Origin of the sequence: Citrobacter sp. A316, assembly GCF_002042945.1 — a bacterium.
GTDB lineage: Bacteria > Pseudomonadota > Gammaproteobacteria > Enterobacterales > Enterobacteriaceae > Citrobacter > Citrobacter portucalensis.
In genome coordinates this window covers 13,885-28,406 of sequence record NZ_MVFZ01000004.1, presented here as the reverse complement: position 1 = coordinate 28,406, position 14,522 = coordinate 13,885, and the positions used below count along the sequence as shown (strand labels likewise).

The 14,522-nt window shown below is 52.1% G+C and carries 14 protein-coding genes; all 14 read left to right on the top strand.

The genetic code is table 11. From position 1 onward, the window contains the following. Positions 1-313 precede the first annotated feature (313 nt). The 14 genes from BZK41_RS06110 to cpsB all read left to right on the top strand — a co-directional run bounded on the left by BZK41_RS06110 (position 314) and on the right by cpsB (position 14,450). Positions 314-1,453, top strand: coding sequence for a polysaccharide export protein (locus tag BZK41_RS06110; protein WP_079937546.1), 1,140 nt, complete (start codon positions 314-316; stop codon positions 1,451-1,453). A 5-nt stretch (positions 1,454-1,458) separates the two neighbouring features. Next, complete coding sequence (wzb, locus tag BZK41_RS06105; protein WP_032949610.1) at positions 1,459-1,908, top strand: low molecular weight protein-tyrosine-phosphatase Wzb; 450 nt, start codon at positions 1,459-1,461, stop codon at positions 1,906-1,908. Beyond that, positions 1,905-4,067 carry a tyrosine-protein kinase Wzc gene (gene wzc, locus BZK41_RS06100; RefSeq protein ID WP_079937545.1) on the top strand — a complete coding sequence of 721 codons (2,163 nt, stop codon included), beginning with the start codon at positions 1,905-1,907 and terminating at the stop codon, positions 4,065-4,067. Before wzb ends, wzc begins: the two co-directional genes overlap by 4 nt. 72 nt (positions 4,068-4,139) lie before the next feature. Then, positions 4,140-4,982 (top strand): colanic acid biosynthesis glycosyltransferase WcaA, encoded by an 843-nt coding sequence (wcaA, locus tag BZK41_RS06095; RefSeq protein ID WP_079937717.1) that lies wholly within the window; start codon positions 4,140-4,142, stop codon positions 4,980-4,982. Between the two features lie 2 nt (positions 4,983-4,984). Further along, complete coding sequence (wcaB, locus tag BZK41_RS06090; RefSeq protein ID WP_003834262.1) at positions 4,985-5,473, top strand: colanic acid biosynthesis acetyltransferase WcaB; 489 nt, start codon at positions 4,985-4,987, stop codon at positions 5,471-5,473. Further along, entirely contained in the window at positions 5,470-6,687 is a 1,218-nt protein-coding gene (wcaC, locus tag BZK41_RS06085) for a colanic acid biosynthesis glycosyltransferase WcaC (RefSeq protein WP_079937544.1), read from the top strand. The genes wcaB and wcaC overlap by 4 nt, the downstream gene beginning before the upstream one ends. Further along, positions 6,662-7,879 carry a colanic acid polymerase WcaD gene (wcaD, locus tag BZK41_RS06080; protein ID WP_079937543.1) on the top strand — a complete coding sequence of 406 codons (1,218 nt, stop codon included), beginning with the start codon at positions 6,662-6,664 and terminating at the stop codon, positions 7,877-7,879. Before wcaC ends, wcaD begins: the two co-directional genes overlap by 26 nt. Before the next feature lie 5 nt (positions 7,880-7,884). Next, complete coding sequence (wcaE, locus tag BZK41_RS06075) at positions 7,885-8,631, top strand: colanic acid biosynthesis glycosyltransferase WcaE (protein ID WP_079937542.1); 747 nt, start codon at positions 7,885-7,887, stop codon at positions 8,629-8,631. Between the two features lie 9 nt (positions 8,632-8,640). After that, the gene (wcaF, locus tag BZK41_RS06070; protein ID WP_079937541.1) at positions 8,641-9,195 is read left to right on the top strand and encodes a colanic acid biosynthesis acetyltransferase WcaF; all 555 of its coding nucleotides are present in this window, start codon (positions 8,641-8,643) and stop codon (positions 9,193-9,195) included. Between the two features lie 24 nt (positions 9,196-9,219). Next, positions 9,220-10,341 carry a GDP-mannose 4,6-dehydratase gene (gmd, locus tag BZK41_RS06065; protein ID WP_003036748.1) on the top strand — a complete coding sequence of 374 codons (1,122 nt, stop codon included), beginning with the start codon at positions 9,220-9,222 and terminating at the stop codon, positions 10,339-10,341. A gap of 2 nt (positions 10,342-10,343) precedes the next feature. After that, the gene (locus BZK41_RS06060; RefSeq protein ID WP_048240732.1) at positions 10,344-11,309 is read left to right on the top strand and encodes a GDP-L-fucose synthase; all 966 of its coding nucleotides are present in this window, start codon (positions 10,344-10,346) and stop codon (positions 11,307-11,309) included. Between the two features lie 2 nt (positions 11,310-11,311). Then, positions 11,312-11,791: a GDP-mannose mannosyl hydrolase gene (locus tag BZK41_RS06055; RefSeq protein ID WP_079937540.1), complete on the top strand. Its 480-nt coding sequence runs from the start codon at positions 11,312-11,314 to the stop codon at positions 11,789-11,791. Then, on the top strand, positions 11,788-13,014 hold the full coding sequence (wcaI, locus tag BZK41_RS06050; protein WP_079937539.1) for a colanic acid biosynthesis fucosyltransferase WcaI: 1,227 nt from the start codon (positions 11,788-11,790) through the stop codon (positions 13,012-13,014). Before BZK41_RS06055 ends, wcaI begins: the two co-directional genes overlap by 4 nt. After that, positions 13,014-14,450 carry a mannose-1-phosphate guanyltransferase gene (cpsB, locus tag BZK41_RS06045; RefSeq protein WP_079937716.1) on the top strand — a complete coding sequence of 479 codons (1,437 nt, stop codon included), beginning with the start codon at positions 13,014-13,016 and terminating at the stop codon, positions 14,448-14,450. The genes wcaI and cpsB overlap by 1 nt, the downstream gene beginning before the upstream one ends. Positions 14,451-14,522 lie beyond the last annotated feature (72 nt).

Genomic DNA, 14,522 nt, shown 5'->3' with positions numbered 1-14,522 from the left:
GATAAATATTTCCTCATCAACCAGTGGCGCTATTTCTGATGCGCTGCCTCTGTAAATGCGATGAAAATACAGGAGAAGATAAAAATTTAAATTAATCAGTGCATTGGTAGCTAGTGAAGCCAGGGGCGGTAGCGTGTCTGGTCGCCTGAAACAAACCTAAAGTATTCTGTCAAGAGACCGCAGATGAATTCATTTTTTTTAGGACTGATGCCAGTTAAATTCCATTTCAATTAACGGCAAGGTAAATGCGTACAGGCGAAGTCGCTATTTAGATTGCATGTGATAATTACTCTGCCAAAGTGATAAATAATCAATGATGAAATCCAAACTTAAATTGATACCAGTATTGGTATCGGTAATCTTGATAAACGGTTGTACCGTGCTTCCGGGCAGCAATATGTCTACGATGGGCAAAGATGTGATTAAACAGCAGGACGCTGATTTTGATATCGATCGCATGGTGAATGTTTATCCACTCACGCCACGGCTGGTAGAACAATTACGTCCTCGACCAAATGTTGCACAACCTAATATGTCGCTGGACCAGGAGATTGCCGGATATCAGTACCGGGTCGGTCCGGGTGATGTCCTGAATGTGACCGTCTGGGACCATCCCGAACTCACCACGCCGGCCGGGCAGTACCGTAGCTCAAGCGATACCGGCAACTGGGTGCAGCCTGATGGCACGATGTTTTACCCCTACATCGGCAAAGTCAGCGTGGTAGGGAAAACGTTGGCAGAGATTCGTAGTGATATTACCGGGCGCTTAGCGAAGTATATTGCTGACCCGCAGGTGGACGTTAATATCGCCGCTTTCCGCTCACAGAAGGCCTATGTCTCCGGGCAGGTGAACAAATCCGGCCAGCAGGCCATCACCAACGTGCCGCTTACCGTTCTCGATGCTATTAACGCCGCTGGCGGTCTCACCGAGGCGGCAGACTGGCGTAACGTTGTGCTGACTCATAAAGGGCAGGAGCAACGCATTTCACTGCAAGCACTGATGCAAAATGGCGACCTGAGCCAGAATCGTCTGCTCTATCCTGGCGACATCCTGTTTGTCCCGCGTAATGACGATCTGAAAGTCTTCGTAATGGGGGAAGTTAAAAAACAGAGCACCCTCAAAATGGACTTCAGCGGCATGACGCTCACCGAAGCGCTGGGCAATGCCGAAGGTATCGACCTGACCACCTCCAACGCCAGCGGTATTTTCGTTATTCGACCATTGAAAGGCGAGGGCGGGAACAACAGCAAGATCGCCAATATCTATCAGCTTGATATGTCGGATGCGACGTCGCTGGTGATGGCGACTTCATTCCGACTCCAGCCATACGATGTGGTGTACGTCACTACCGCGCCGGTTGCTCGCTGGAACCGTTTGATCAATCAGTTGCTGCCGACTATTAGCGGTGTTCGCTATATGACGGACACGGCCAGCGACCTTCACAACTGGTAATCGTCATGTTTAACAAAATCTTAGTTGTCTGTGTGGGGAACATTTGCCGTTCCCCGACGGCAGAGCGCTTGTTAAGGCAATTTCATCCGGCGTTAACGGTCTCTTCTGCCGGTCTTGGGGCGCTGGTGGGGAAAGGCGCGGATCCGTGCGCCATTAGCGTGGCGCAGGCGCACAACCTGTCACTGGATAATCATTGTGCCCGGCAGATCTCAGGACGAATGTGCCGGGAGTATGACCTGATCCTGACCATGGAAAAGCGCCATATCTCTGCCCTATGTGAAATGGTGCCGGAGATGCGCGGCAAAGTGATGCTTTTTGGGCACTGGGACAGCGAGCGCGAAATTCCCGATCCGTATCGTAAAAGCCGTGATGCGTTTGACGCGGTGTACGCATTACTTGAACGGTCTGCCCGCCAATGGGCTCAGGCACTGAACGCAGAGCAGGGAAAACAATGACAGAAAAAGTAAAACAGTCTGCTGCGCCGGTAACGGGCAATGATGAAATCGATATTGGTCGTCTGGTCGCAACGGTGGTGGAAGCCCGCTGGTGGGTTCTTGGCATTACCACGGCTTTTGCATTGTGTGCCGCGGTCTACACGCTGTTCGCCACACCCATCTACAGTGCGGACGCGCTGGTGCAAATTGAGCAAAATACCGGAAATTCACTGGTGCAGGATATTGGCTCGGCGTTGTCGAACAAACCTCCGGCCTCAGAAGCGGAAATTCAGCTCATTCAGTCACGACTGGTATTAGGGAAAACGGTAGACGATCTCAACCTTGATATCGCCGTTACCAAAGATACGTTCCCCATTTTTGGCGCGGGCTGGGATCGGCTGATGGGCCGTCAGAACGAAACGGTTAACGTGACAACCTTCACGCTGCCAAAGGCAATGAATGAACAGACCTTCTCGCTCAATGTGCTGAATGATAAAAGCTATCAACTGGTGAGTGACGGAGGTTTTAGCGCCCGGGGGCAAGTCGGCAAGGTGCTGGAACATGATGGCGTGACGATGCTGGTTGAGGCGATTCATGCCAGCCCGGAGAGCCAATTTACCGTCAGCAAATTCTCCACGCTGGGCATGATAAACACCCTGCAAAATAATCTGATGGTGGCGGAAACAGGCAAAGATACCGGCGTATTGAGCCTGACCTTTACCGGCGAAGACCGCGAGCAAATCCGTAAGATCCTCGACAGTATTACCCGCAACTATCTGCAACAAAACGTGGAACGTAAATCCGAAGAGGCCGCCAAAAGTCTGGCGTTTCTGGCAAAGCAACTGCCTGAGGTACGTAATCGGCTGGACGTTGCCGAAAACAAGCTGAACGCCTTTCGTCAGGATAAAGACTCCGTGGATTTGCCGCTGGAAGCCAAAGCGGTGCTGGATTCGATGGTGAATATCGACGCGCAGCTGAATGAATTGACCTTCAAAGAAGCGGAGATTTCCAAGCTGTTCACCAAAGCGCACCCGGCGTACCGCACGCTGCTGGAAAAACGCCAGGCGCTGGAAGATGAGAAAAGTAAGCTGAACGGGCGCGTAACGGCGATGCCGAAAACGCAGCAGGAAATTGTTCGCCTGACGCGTGATGTGGAGTCCGGTCAGCAGGTCTATATGCAGTTGCTGAACAAACAACAGGAACTGAAGATTACCGAGGCCAGTACGGTCGGCGATGTGCGCATTGTCGATCCCGCGATTGCTCAGCCTGGCGTACTGAAACCGAAAACGGCGTTGATTATTCTCGGCAGTATCATTCTTGGTTTGATGCTTTCCGTGGCGGGCGTATTGCTGCGTTCTCTGTTTAATTGCGGTATTGAAAGCCCACAGGCGCTGGAAGAGCATGGTATCAGCGTGTATGCCAGTATTCCGCTGTCTGAATGGCAAAAAGCACGTGATAACGTTCAGACCATTAAAGGTGTGAAACGCTACAAGCAAAGCCAGCTGTTGGCCGTGGGGAATCCAACCGATCTCGCCATAGAAGCGGTCCGCAGTCTGCGTACCAGCTTGCACTTTGCCATGATGCAGGCGCGTAACAACGTATTGATGCTGACCGGCGTCAGCCCGTCGATTGGCAAAACGTTTGTCTGCGCCAACCTCGCGGCAGTCATCAGCCAGACCAACAAACGCGTGCTGTTGATCGACTGCGACATGCGCAAAGGCTATACCCACGAACTGCTGGGGACCAATAACGTCAACGGCCTGTCTGAGATCCTTATCGGCAAGGGGGATATTTCATCCAGCGCCAAACCGACATCGATTCCGCATTTTGATCTGATCCCTCGCGGTCAAATTCCTCCCAATCCTTCCGAGCTGTTGATGAGCGAGCGCTTCGGCGAACTGATTGCCTGGGCCAGCGCGCACTATGACCTGGTGCTGATTGACACCCCACCAATTCTGGCGGTGACCGATGCGGCTATCGTAGGGCGTCATGTCGGAACCACGCTGATGGTGGCGCGTTATGCGGTCAACACGTTGAAAGAGGTGGAAACCAGCCTGAGTCGCTTCGAACAAAACGGCATTCAGGTGAAAGGGGTGATTCTCAACTCGATCTTCCGCCGTGCCAGCGGGTATCAGGATTACGGTTACTACGAATACGAATACACGTCGGATTCGAAATAGATAACAGCAACGCATATCGAATGTAGGCCTGATAAGCGTAGCGCCATCAGGCAACTTTTTTTGGAAACGAAAATGACGACAGAGAACCCGCTAATTTCAATTTATATGCCAACCTGGAATCGCCAGCAGCTGGCCATTCGGGCGATTAAATCGGTGTTGCGCCAGGACTACCCTCACTGGGAGATGATCATTGTGGATGATTGCTCTTCCTCATATGAGCAGTTGCAGCAGTTTGTTGAGGAACTCAACGATCCGCGTGTGTCGTATACGCATAATTCCACCAACTCAGGGGCCTGCGCGGTGCGTAATCAGGCCATTATGCAGGCCAACGGGCAATACATCACGGGGATTGATGATGATGATGAATGGACGCCGAACCGCCTGAGCGTATTTCTCAACTATCGCCATCACCTTGTCACGCGGGCGTTTCTGTATGCCAATGACTATGTCTGTGAGGGCGAAGTGTATTCGCAGCCGACCAGTCTGCCGCTCTATCCGAAGTCCGTTTATTCACGCCGCAGGTTTTATAAGCGCAACATCATTGGTAATCAGGTATTTACCTGGGCATGGCGGTTTAAATCATGCCTGTTCGATACCACGCTGAAAGCGGCGCAGGATTACGACATCTTCCTGCGCATGGTGGTGGCGTATGGCAAACCGTGGAAGGTCAAAGAGGCGACGCAGATCCTGCATGTCAATCACGGCGAGATGCGTATTACCTCATCGCCGAATAAATTCTCCGGCTACTTTCAGTTTTACCGCAAGCACAAAGGCAAATTTGACCGGGCCAGCAAGAAATATCAGCTGTTTACCCTCTATCAGATCCGCAACAAACGGATGAACTGGCGCACGCTGCTGACGCTGCTTTCTGTTCGTAACAGTAAGCGTCTGGCCGACGGACTGCGAGGACGCTAATTATGCTGGAAGATTTACGCGCGAACGGCTGGAGTCTGCGCCCCTGCTGCATGGTGGCGGCCTATCGGATTGCCCATTTTTGCTCCGTCTGGCGTAAAAAAAACATCATAAACAACCTGTGGGCTGCCCCGGTGCTGGTGATGTATCGCCTTATCACTGAATGCCTGTTTGGCTATGAAATTCAGGCTGCTGCATCAATCGGTCGTCGTTTCACCATCCATCATGGCTATGGGGTGGTTATCAATAAAAACGTGGTGGCGGGGGATGATTTTACCCTACGCCACGGCGTCACCATCGGCAATCTTGGTGCCAACGACCCATCCTGTCCGGTCATCGGTAACGGCGTTGAGCTGGGGGCCAATGTCACTCTGCTTGGCGACGTTGCTATTGGCGATAACGTGACGATTGGCGCCGGGAGCGTCGTGGTGGATAGCGTTCCGGACAATACGCTGGTCGTGGGCGAGAAGGCTCGGGTGAAGGTAATAAAATGAAGATATTACAGTTTAATGTGCGACTCGCAGAAGGTGGGGCGGCAGGCGTGGCGTTAGATTTGCATCTGAGGTCGCTGGAAAAAGGGCTGTCGTCGCGTTTTGTCTATGGCTATGGCAAAGGTGGTAAAAAAAGCGCCAGTCATGCGAATTACCCGCAGGTTATTAAATATACGCCGCGCCTGACGTCGGCGGCGAACATTGCGCTGTTTCGTTTCGCGAACCGCGACATGTTTGGCAATCTCAACAAGTTATACCGTGAAGTTACCCGCACCTGCGGCCCGCTGGTACTGCATTTTCATGTGTTGCACAGCTACTGGTTGAACCTGGAAGAGTTGGTGACCTTTTGCCAAAAAGTGAAGGCGCATAAACCGGATATCACCTTCGTCTGGACGCTGCACGATCACTGGAGCGTGACCGGGCGCTGTGCCTTTACCGATGGCTGCGAAGGCTGGAAAACGGGCTGCCAGAAATGCCCAACGCTCAGCAACTATCCGCCGGTAAAAATCGATAAAGCCCATCAGCAGTTGCCCGGCAAGCGGCAGATGTTTCGCGCCATGCTGGCGCTGGGCTGCCAGTTTATCTCACCCAGTCAGCATGTGGCCGACGCATTCAACAGCCTGTATGGCGTGGGACGATGCCACATTATTAACAACGGTATCGATGTGGCGACGGAAGCCATTCTTGCCGAACTACCCGCGATGCCTGAGGAGAACAGTCGGCCGAAAATTGCCGTGGTGGCTCATGACCTGCGCTATGACGGCAAAACCAGTCAGCAACTGGTGCGAGCGATTACCGCGCTTGGGGACAAAATTGAGCTGCATACCTTCGGCAAATTTTCGCCATTTGCGGGAGATAACGTCATCAATCACGGTTTTGAGAGCGATAAGCGCACGTTGATGAGTGCGCTTAACCAGATGGATGGACTGGTGTTCAGCTCCCGTGTCGATAACTACCCGCTGATTCTGTGTGAAGCGCTTTCTATCGGCGTACCGGTCATTGCCACGCACAGCGATGCCGCGCAGGAAGTGCTGGCTAAATCAGGCGGCAAAACGTTCAGCGAAGCGGACGTATTGCAACTGGTGCAACTGAAAAAATCAGACATCGCGCAGGCGGTATTTGACACGTCCCTTACCGCGTTCAGCCAGCGCAGTCGGGTGGCATACAGTGGGCAACAGATGCTGGAGGAATATGTCTCGTTCTATCAGAATCTGTAGCTATCTGGTGCTACCGCTGCTTTATTTGCTGGTTAACGTCAAACTTGCCCAGCTTGGCGAGAGCTTCCCGATAACCATCGTCACCTTCTTGCCTGTTCTGCTGTTGCTGTTTGTCGAGCGCATTAATATCAAAAAATTAATGATCGCGCTGGGCGTGGGGGGCGGGCTGACGGCGTTTAACTACCTGTTCGGCCAATCACTGGATGCCAGCAAGTACGTAACGTCTGCGATGCTATTTATCTATACCGTGGTGATTATTGGCATGGTGTGGAGTATTCGCTTCAAAACCATTTCACCCCATAACTACATTAAGATTTTGCGTTTTTTCTGGCTGGTGGTGGGACTGGTGGTGGGATTAGCTGCGGTTGAAATGGCACAGATAATTCTCAGCGGCGGCAGCAGTTTAATGGAAGTTATTTCGAAATATCTTATTTACAGTAACAGCTATGTTCTGAACTTTATTAAGTTTGGTGGGAAGCGTACCACCTCACTCTATTTCGAACCGGCATTCTTCGCTCTGGCGTTAATCTCAATTTGGCTCAGTATCAAACAGTTTGGTATCAAAACACCTAAGTCCGATGCTATGATTCTGGCAGGGATAATATTATCAGGATCGTTTTCAGGGGTAATGACGTTTATTTTGTTTTATCTCCTGGAGTGGGCGTTCCAGTACCTGAATAAGGATGCGATAAAAAAGAAGCTACCACTGGCGATAATCTCATTAAGCGTGTTTCTGGTTGGTGTGATATTTGCTTTTCCGTACATCGCAACGCGGCTTGGTGATTTAGGAACTGAAGGTTCGTCATCGTATTATCGTATCGTAGGACCATTAGTGATGGTCGGTTATTCGTTACTGAACGTTGATGGCGTAGTGAGATTTGGCTCACTTTATGAATACGTCGCGTCATTCGGAATTTTTAACGGTGCAGATGTCGGTAAAACAATAGACAATGGCTTGTATCTGCTGATTATTTATTTTTCATGGTTCGCGGTGATATTAGCCCTATGGTACATGGGGAAGGTCATAAAAATGATGTTCAATGCGTTTGGCGATAATCAGAATTATCGGGTGCAGCTTTATCTTTTTACACCGTTGTCCCTGTTTTTTACAGGTTCAGTATTTAGTCCGGAATACGCATTTTTAATTGTATGTCCGTTTATATTACGCAAGGCGCTGAATATCGCGAGGTAACTCACATGCTGCTCAGTATCATTACCGTCGCCTTTCGCAATCAGGAAGGGATCGTCAAAACTCACGCATCGCTGGCACATCTGGCGCAAGCGGGTGATATCAGTTTTGAGTGGATTGTTGTTGATGGCGGTTCCACTGACGGTACGTCAGCATTCCTTGAAGAACTCAATGGGGAACACCGGTTACGGTATGTCAGCGAACCGGATAAAGGTATCTATGATGCGATGAACAAAGGCATCGAGATGGCGCGCGGGCGGTTTGCGCTGTTCCTCAACTCCGGGGATATTCTGCATGCGGATGCGGCTTGTTTTATCCGCCAGCTAAAAACGCAGAGCGACCAAATTATGGTCATTGGCGATGCGTTGCTGGATTTCGGCAATGGCAACAAAATTAAGCGTCGGGCAAAACCGGGTTGGTATATTTACCACAGCCTGCCCGCCAGCCATCAGGCAATATTCTTTCCGCTCTCAGGACTGAATGTCTGGCATTATGATTTGCAATATAAAATATCGTCTGATTACGCGTTGGCAGCCAAATTATACAAGTCCGGTTACGCTTTTAAAAAACTGAGCGGGTTGGTATCGGAGTTTTCCATGGGCGGAGTGTCAACGACGAATAATCTGGAATTGTGCCGGGATGCCAAAAAAGTACAGCGCCAGATATTACACACGCCAGGCTTTTGGACCGGTTTATCAGAATATTTACGTCTGCGCACAACCGGCAAAACAAAAACCTTATATGGGAAAACGTAAGGGCATATTATGCAGGATTTAAGCGGATTTAAAGTGCCTGGAGGTTTTCGCGGTGGCGGCGCGATTAAAGTGCAATTATGGTGGGCGGTGCAAGCAACATTATTTCGCTGGTCTCCACAGGTCATGTATCGCTGGCGTGCATTTTTATTACGAATGTTTGGCGCAAAAATAGGAAAAAACGTAGTCATTCGGCCTTCAGTAAAAATTACTTATCCGTGGAAATTAACTCTGGGAGATTATTCCTGGGTGGGTGATGACGCGGTTTTATATACGTTAGGTGATATTACGATTGGCGCCCACGCGGTTATTTCGCAAAAAAGTTATTTATGTACCGGGAGTCATGATTATGCCAGTCAACATTTTGATATTAACGCTACGCCGATTGTGGTTGGCGCTAAATGCTGGCTGGCGACAGATGTCTTTGTCGCGCCTGGCGTGACGATTGGCGATGGCACCATCGTCGGAGCACGAAGCAGCGTATTTAAATCGCTGCCAGCAAATGTCATTTGTCGGGGAAATCCCGCAGTAGTCACACGCGAACGCGTCGAGAAAGTTACTCCCTGAGGGGATCACTGAAGAGGTTATAACATGTCAAAAGTCGCTCTCATTACTGGCGTAACCGGGCAGGATGGTTCTTACCTGGCAGAACTCCTGCTGGAAAAAGGGTACGAAGTACACGGTATTAAGCGTCGCGCTTCATCATTCAACACCGAACGTGTGGACCACATCTACCAGGATCCGCATTCAGGCAATCCCAAATTTCATCTGCACTATGGCGATTTGACCGACTCCTCCAACCTGACCCGTATTTTACAGGAAGTCCAACCGGATGAAGTCTATAACCTGGGCGCCATGAGCCACGTCGCGGTGTCGTTTGATTCACCGGAATACACCGCAGACGTTGATGCGATCGGCACCTTGCGTTTGCTGGAGGCAATTCGCTTCCTCGGACTTGAGAAGAAGACCCGTTTTTATCAGGCGTCTACCTCTGAACTGTACGGTCTGGTACAGGAAATTCCGCAGAAAGAGAGCACGCCGTTCTATCCGCGTTCACCGTATGCCGTTGCTAAGTTGTACGCCTACTGGATAACCGTCAACTACCGCGAGTCTTACGGGATGTATGCCTGTAACGGCATTCTGTTTAACCACGAATCTCCGCGCCGCGGCGAAACCTTTGTTACTCGCAAAATTACCCGGGCGATCGCCAACATCGCGCAGGGGCTGGAGTCTTGCCTGTACCTGGGCAACATGGATTCACTGCGCGACTGGGGGCATGCCAAAGATTACGTCAGGATGCAGTGGATGATGCTGCAGCAGGATAAGCCGGAAGATTTCGTGATTGCCACCGGCGTGCAGTATTCCGTGCGCCAGTTTGTAGAAATGGCGGCCGCTCAGTTGGGGATTAAATTGCGCTTTGAAGGCGAGGGCGTGAATGAGAAAGGCATCGTAGTTTCTGTGACCGGACACGATGCTCCGGGGGTGAAGCCTGGGGATGTCATGATTGCCGTTGACCCGCGCTACTTCCGTCCGGCTGAGGTGGAAACGCTGCTGGGCGATCCGGCTAAAGCACATGAAAAACTGGGCTGGAAACCGGAAATCACGCTGCGCCAGATGATCTCGGAAATGGTTGCCAACGATCTTGATGCGGCGAAGAAACATTCCCTGCTCAAGTCGCACGGTTACGAGGTCGCCATCGCGCTGGAGTACTGAGGATGAAGACACAACGTATTTTTGTGGCGGGCCATCGCGGGATGGTGGGGGCCGCCATCGTCAGACAATTGTCGCAGCGAAATAACGTAGAGCTGGTGCTGCGTACCCGCGACCAGCTTAATCTGCTGGACGCGGGTGCGGTGCAGGCGTTCTTTGCCGCTGAACGTATTGACCAGGTTTATCTGGCGGCGGCAAAAGTAGGGGGAATTGTGGCAAACAATACTTATCCTGCTGATTTTATTTATGAAAATATGATGATTGAGAGCAACATTATTCATGCGGCGCATCTGCATAACGTGAATAAACTGTTGTTCCTCGGGTCATCCTGTATTTATCCCAAGCAAGCCACCCAGCCAATCGCCGAAAGTGAATTGTTGCAGGGGACTCTTGAACCGACCAATGAACCGTATGCGATTGCCAAAATTGCCGGTATCAAGCTGTGCGAATCGTATAACCGGCAGTATGGCCGTGATTATCGCTCGGTGATGCCGACCAATCTGTACGGACCGCATGACAATTTTCATCCGAGTAATTCGCATGTGATCCCGGCGCTACTGCGCCGCTTTCATGAAGCTCGCGAGCAAAATACGCCGGATGTGGTGGTGTGGGGAAGCGGGACGCCAATGCGTGAATTTCTGCATGTTGACGATATGGCGGCGGCCAGTATCCACGTGATGGAGCTGGCTCAGGAAGTGTTGCAGGAATATAGCCAGCCGATGCTGTCGCATATCAACGTGGGTACCGGTGTGGATTGCACTATCCGTGAACTGGCCCAGACTATCGCACAGGTCGTGGGTTACAAGGGGCGCGTGGTGTTTGACGCCAGCAAACCGGACGGCACGCCGCGCAAATTGCTCGACGTTACGCGCCTGCATCAGTTGGGCTGGTATCACGAGATATCTCTGGAAGCGGGGCTTGCCAGTACATATCAGTGGTTCCTTGAAAACCAGCAGCGTTACCGGGGGTAAGCATGTTTTTACGTCATGAGGATTTTGCCGCCGTTGTACGTTCAACTCCGCTAATTTCCATCGATTTGATCGTGGAAAACGCCGACGGCGAATTTCTGCTTGGCAAGCGCCTCAATCGTCCGGCGCAGGGATACTGGTTCGTGCCCGGCGGTCGGGTGCAAAAAGATGAACCGCTGAGCGCGGCTTTTGAGCGGCTGACTGACGCAGAGCTGGGGTTACGTTTACCGCTGTCCACTGCAAAGTTTTACGGTGTCTGGCAGCACTTCTATGGCGACAACTTTTCCGGGGAAGATTTCTCAACGCATTACATCGTGCTGGGATTTCGTCTGCGGGTGTCGGAAAACGACCTGCAACTGCCTGACGTTCAACATGACGCGTACCGCTGGCTGGCAATTGAAGAGATCCTGGCCAGTGATCGTGTGCACGACAACAGCCGGGCTTACTTCTGTGAGAAGAGTCAGGCTGGAGTACCCGGGCTATGAAGATCCTTGTGTATGGCATCAACTATTCGCCGGAGTTGACCGGTATCGGTAAATACACCGGTGAAATGGTGGAGTGGATGGCGCAACAGGGGCATGACGTACGGGTGATCACGGCGCCGCCTTATTATCCGCAGTGGAAGGTCAGCGGTCGCTATTCATCCTGGCGCTACCGTCGTGAAGAGGGCGATGCCATCGTCTGGCGTTGTCCGCTGTATGTGCCTGAGCAGCCTTCTACGCTCAAGCGCCTGCTGCATTTAGGCAGTTTTGCCCTGAGCAGTTTCTTCCCACTACTGGCGCAACACCGCTGGAAGCCGGATCGCATCATTGGGGTAGTGCCGACACTGTTTTGTACGCCGGGCATGCGTCTGCTGGCGAAACTGTCCGGGGCGCGCACGCTGCTGCATATTCAGGATTACGAAGTTGATGCCATGCTGGGGCTTGGCATGGCGGGCAAAGGCAAGCGTGGCGTGGTGGCAAAACTGGCCAGCGCCTTTGAGCGCAGTGGGCTGTTGAATATGGATCATATTTCGACCATTTCTCGCTCAATGATGAATAAAGCACAGGAAAAGGGCGTTGATGCACAGAAGGTCATTTTCTTTCCGAACTGGTCAGAAGTAGCACGCTTTCGTGACGTGACCGCCGCCGATGCTCTGGCGTTACGCCAGCAACTGGGCTTGCCTGATGATAAAAAAATCATTCTCTACTCAGGCAATATCGGTGAAAAGCAAGGGCTGGAGAGCGTGATCGACGCAGCGGCCCTGTTGAGCGAGCGGCCCTTGCTGTTTGTGATTGTCGGGCAGGGCGGGGGTAAAGCGCGGCTGGAGAGTATGGCTAGCGAACGCGGCCTGAATAATGTGATGTTCTTTCCGCTGCAATCTTATGGCGCTCTGCCTGCGCTGCTCAAGATGGCGGACTGTCATCTGGTGGTACAAAAGCGTGGTGCGGCGGATGCCGTATTGCCTTCCAAACTGACCAATATCCTCGCCGTTGGTGGTAACGCGGTTATTACCGCCGAGCCAGAAACCGAACTTGGTCAGCTTTGCGGCACGCATCCGGGTATTGCGGTGTGTGTGGAGCCGGAGTCGGTAAACTCGCTGGTTAGTGGCATTCAACAGGCGCTGATGATGCCAAAAATGAACACGGTGGCACGTGATTATGCTGAACGCACGCTGGATAAAGAAAACGTGCTGAGCCAATTTATTGCAGATATTCGGGGTACATGATGAGTCAAAGCAAACTCTTTCCGGTGGTGATGGCCGGTGGCTCGGGTAGCCGTTTATGGCCTCTGTCCCGCGTGTTGTATCCAAAGCAGTTCCTGTGCCTGAAAGGCGATCTCACCATGCTGCAGACAACGATTTGTCGTCTGAACGGCGTGGAGTGCGAAAGCCCGGTGGTTATCTGTAACGAACAACACCGTTTCATTGTGGCGGAACAGCTACGACAACTGCACAAGCTGACTGAGAACATTATTCTCGAACCCGCCGGGCGTAATACGGCACCGGCGATAGCGCTGGCTGCGCTGGCGGCAAAACGCCAAAGTCCGGGGGAAGATCCGCTGCTGCTGGTGTTGGCAGCCGATCACATGATTGCCGATGAAGAAGCATTTCGCGAGGCGGTTCGCAATGCGATGCCCTATGCCAGCGCGGGTAAGCTGGTGACGTTTGGTATCGTGCCGGACCAGCCGGAGACCGGCTACGGCTATATCCGTCGTGGCGAGGTTTCGCCGACCAATACCGACGCCGTGGCTTTTGAGGTGGCACAGTTTGTTGAAAAGCCCAATCTGGAAACCGCGCAGGCTTATGTGGCGAGCGGCGACTACTACTGGAACAGCGGCATGTTCTTGTTCCGGGCCGGGCGTTATCTGGAAGAACTGAAAAAATATCGCCCCGACATTCTTGAGGCCTGCGAAAACGCCATGAGTATGGTTGACCCCGATCTCGATTTTATCCGTGTTGATGAACAGGCGTTTCTCGCCTGCCCGGAAGAGTCTGTGGACTATGCGGTTATGGAACGTACGGCCGATGCGGTGGTGATGCCCATGAACGCAGGCTGGAGCGACGTTGGCTCCTGGTCATCGCTGTGGGAAATCAGCGCTCATACCGCTGAAGGCAATGTGCATCACGGCGATGTCATTAGCCACAAAACGGAAAACAGCTACGTCTATGCCGAATCTGGCCTGGTGACGACCGTCGGGGTGAAAGATCTGGTGGTGGTGCAGACCAAAGATGCGGTGCTGATTGCCGATCGCAACGCGGTGCAGGACGTCAAAAAAGTGGTGGAGCAAATTAAAGCTGACGGACGACATGAACATCATATTCACCGTGAAGTTTACCGTCCATGGGGCAAGTACGACTCTATTGATGCCGGAGACCGTTACCAGGTGAAGCGGATTACCGTCAAACCTGGTGAGGGATTGTCCGTGCAGATGCATCATCACCGGGCTGAACACTGGGTTGTGGTGGCTGGTACCGCGAAGGTGACAATCAATGATGACATCAAACTGCTCGCTGAAAACGAGTCTGTCTATATTCCGCTGGGGGCGACCCATTGTCTGGAGAACCCGGGGAAAATCCCGCTCGATCTGATTGAAGTGCGCTCCGGATCTTACCTCGATGAGGATGATGTGGTGCGGTTTGCGGACAGATACGGGCGTACCTGATGCCGGATGCGCTGCGCTTATCCAGCCTACAACACTGTAGGCCCGGTAAGCGAAGCACGGCGGGAAATGCAT

What these genes read in the sequence shown, in the direction of transcription:
- BZK41_RS06110 (WP_079937546.1), top strand. Translation starts at nt 314, where the DNA reads ATGATGAAATCCAAACTTAAATTGATACCAGTATTGGTATCGGTAATC.
- wzb (WP_032949610.1), top strand. Translation starts at nt 1,459, where the DNA reads ATGTTTAACAAAATCTTAGTTGTCTGTGTGGGGAACATTTGCCGTTCC.
- wzc (WP_079937545.1), top strand. Translation starts at nt 1,905, where the DNA reads ATGACAGAAAAAGTAAAACAGTCTGCTGCGCCGGTAACGGGCAATGAT.
- wcaA (WP_079937717.1), top strand. Translation starts at nt 4,140, where the DNA reads ATGACGACAGAGAACCCGCTAATTTCAATTTATATGCCAACCTGGAAT.
- wcaB (WP_003834262.1), top strand. Translation starts at nt 4,985, where the DNA reads ATGCTGGAAGATTTACGCGCGAACGGCTGGAGTCTGCGCCCCTGCTGC.
- wcaC (WP_079937544.1), top strand. Translation starts at nt 5,470, where the DNA reads ATGAAGATATTACAGTTTAATGTGCGACTCGCAGAAGGTGGGGCGGCA.
- wcaD (WP_079937543.1), top strand. Translation starts at nt 6,662, where the DNA reads ATGTCTCGTTCTATCAGAATCTGTAGCTATCTGGTGCTACCGCTGCTT.
- wcaE (WP_079937542.1), top strand. Translation starts at nt 7,885, where the DNA reads ATGCTGCTCAGTATCATTACCGTCGCCTTTCGCAATCAGGAAGGGATC.
- wcaF (WP_079937541.1), top strand. Translation starts at nt 8,641, where the DNA reads ATGCAGGATTTAAGCGGATTTAAAGTGCCTGGAGGTTTTCGCGGTGGC.
- gmd (WP_003036748.1), top strand. Translation starts at nt 9,220, where the DNA reads ATGTCAAAAGTCGCTCTCATTACTGGCGTAACCGGGCAGGATGGTTCT.
- BZK41_RS06060 (WP_048240732.1), top strand. Translation starts at nt 10,344, where the DNA reads ATGAAGACACAACGTATTTTTGTGGCGGGCCATCGCGGGATGGTGGGG.
- BZK41_RS06055 (WP_079937540.1), top strand. Translation starts at nt 11,312, where the DNA reads ATGTTTTTACGTCATGAGGATTTTGCCGCCGTTGTACGTTCAACTCCG.
- wcaI (WP_079937539.1), top strand. Translation starts at nt 11,788, where the DNA reads ATGAAGATCCTTGTGTATGGCATCAACTATTCGCCGGAGTTGACCGGT.
- cpsB (WP_079937716.1), top strand. Translation starts at nt 13,014, where the DNA reads ATGAGTCAAAGCAAACTCTTTCCGGTGGTGATGGCCGGTGGCTCGGGT.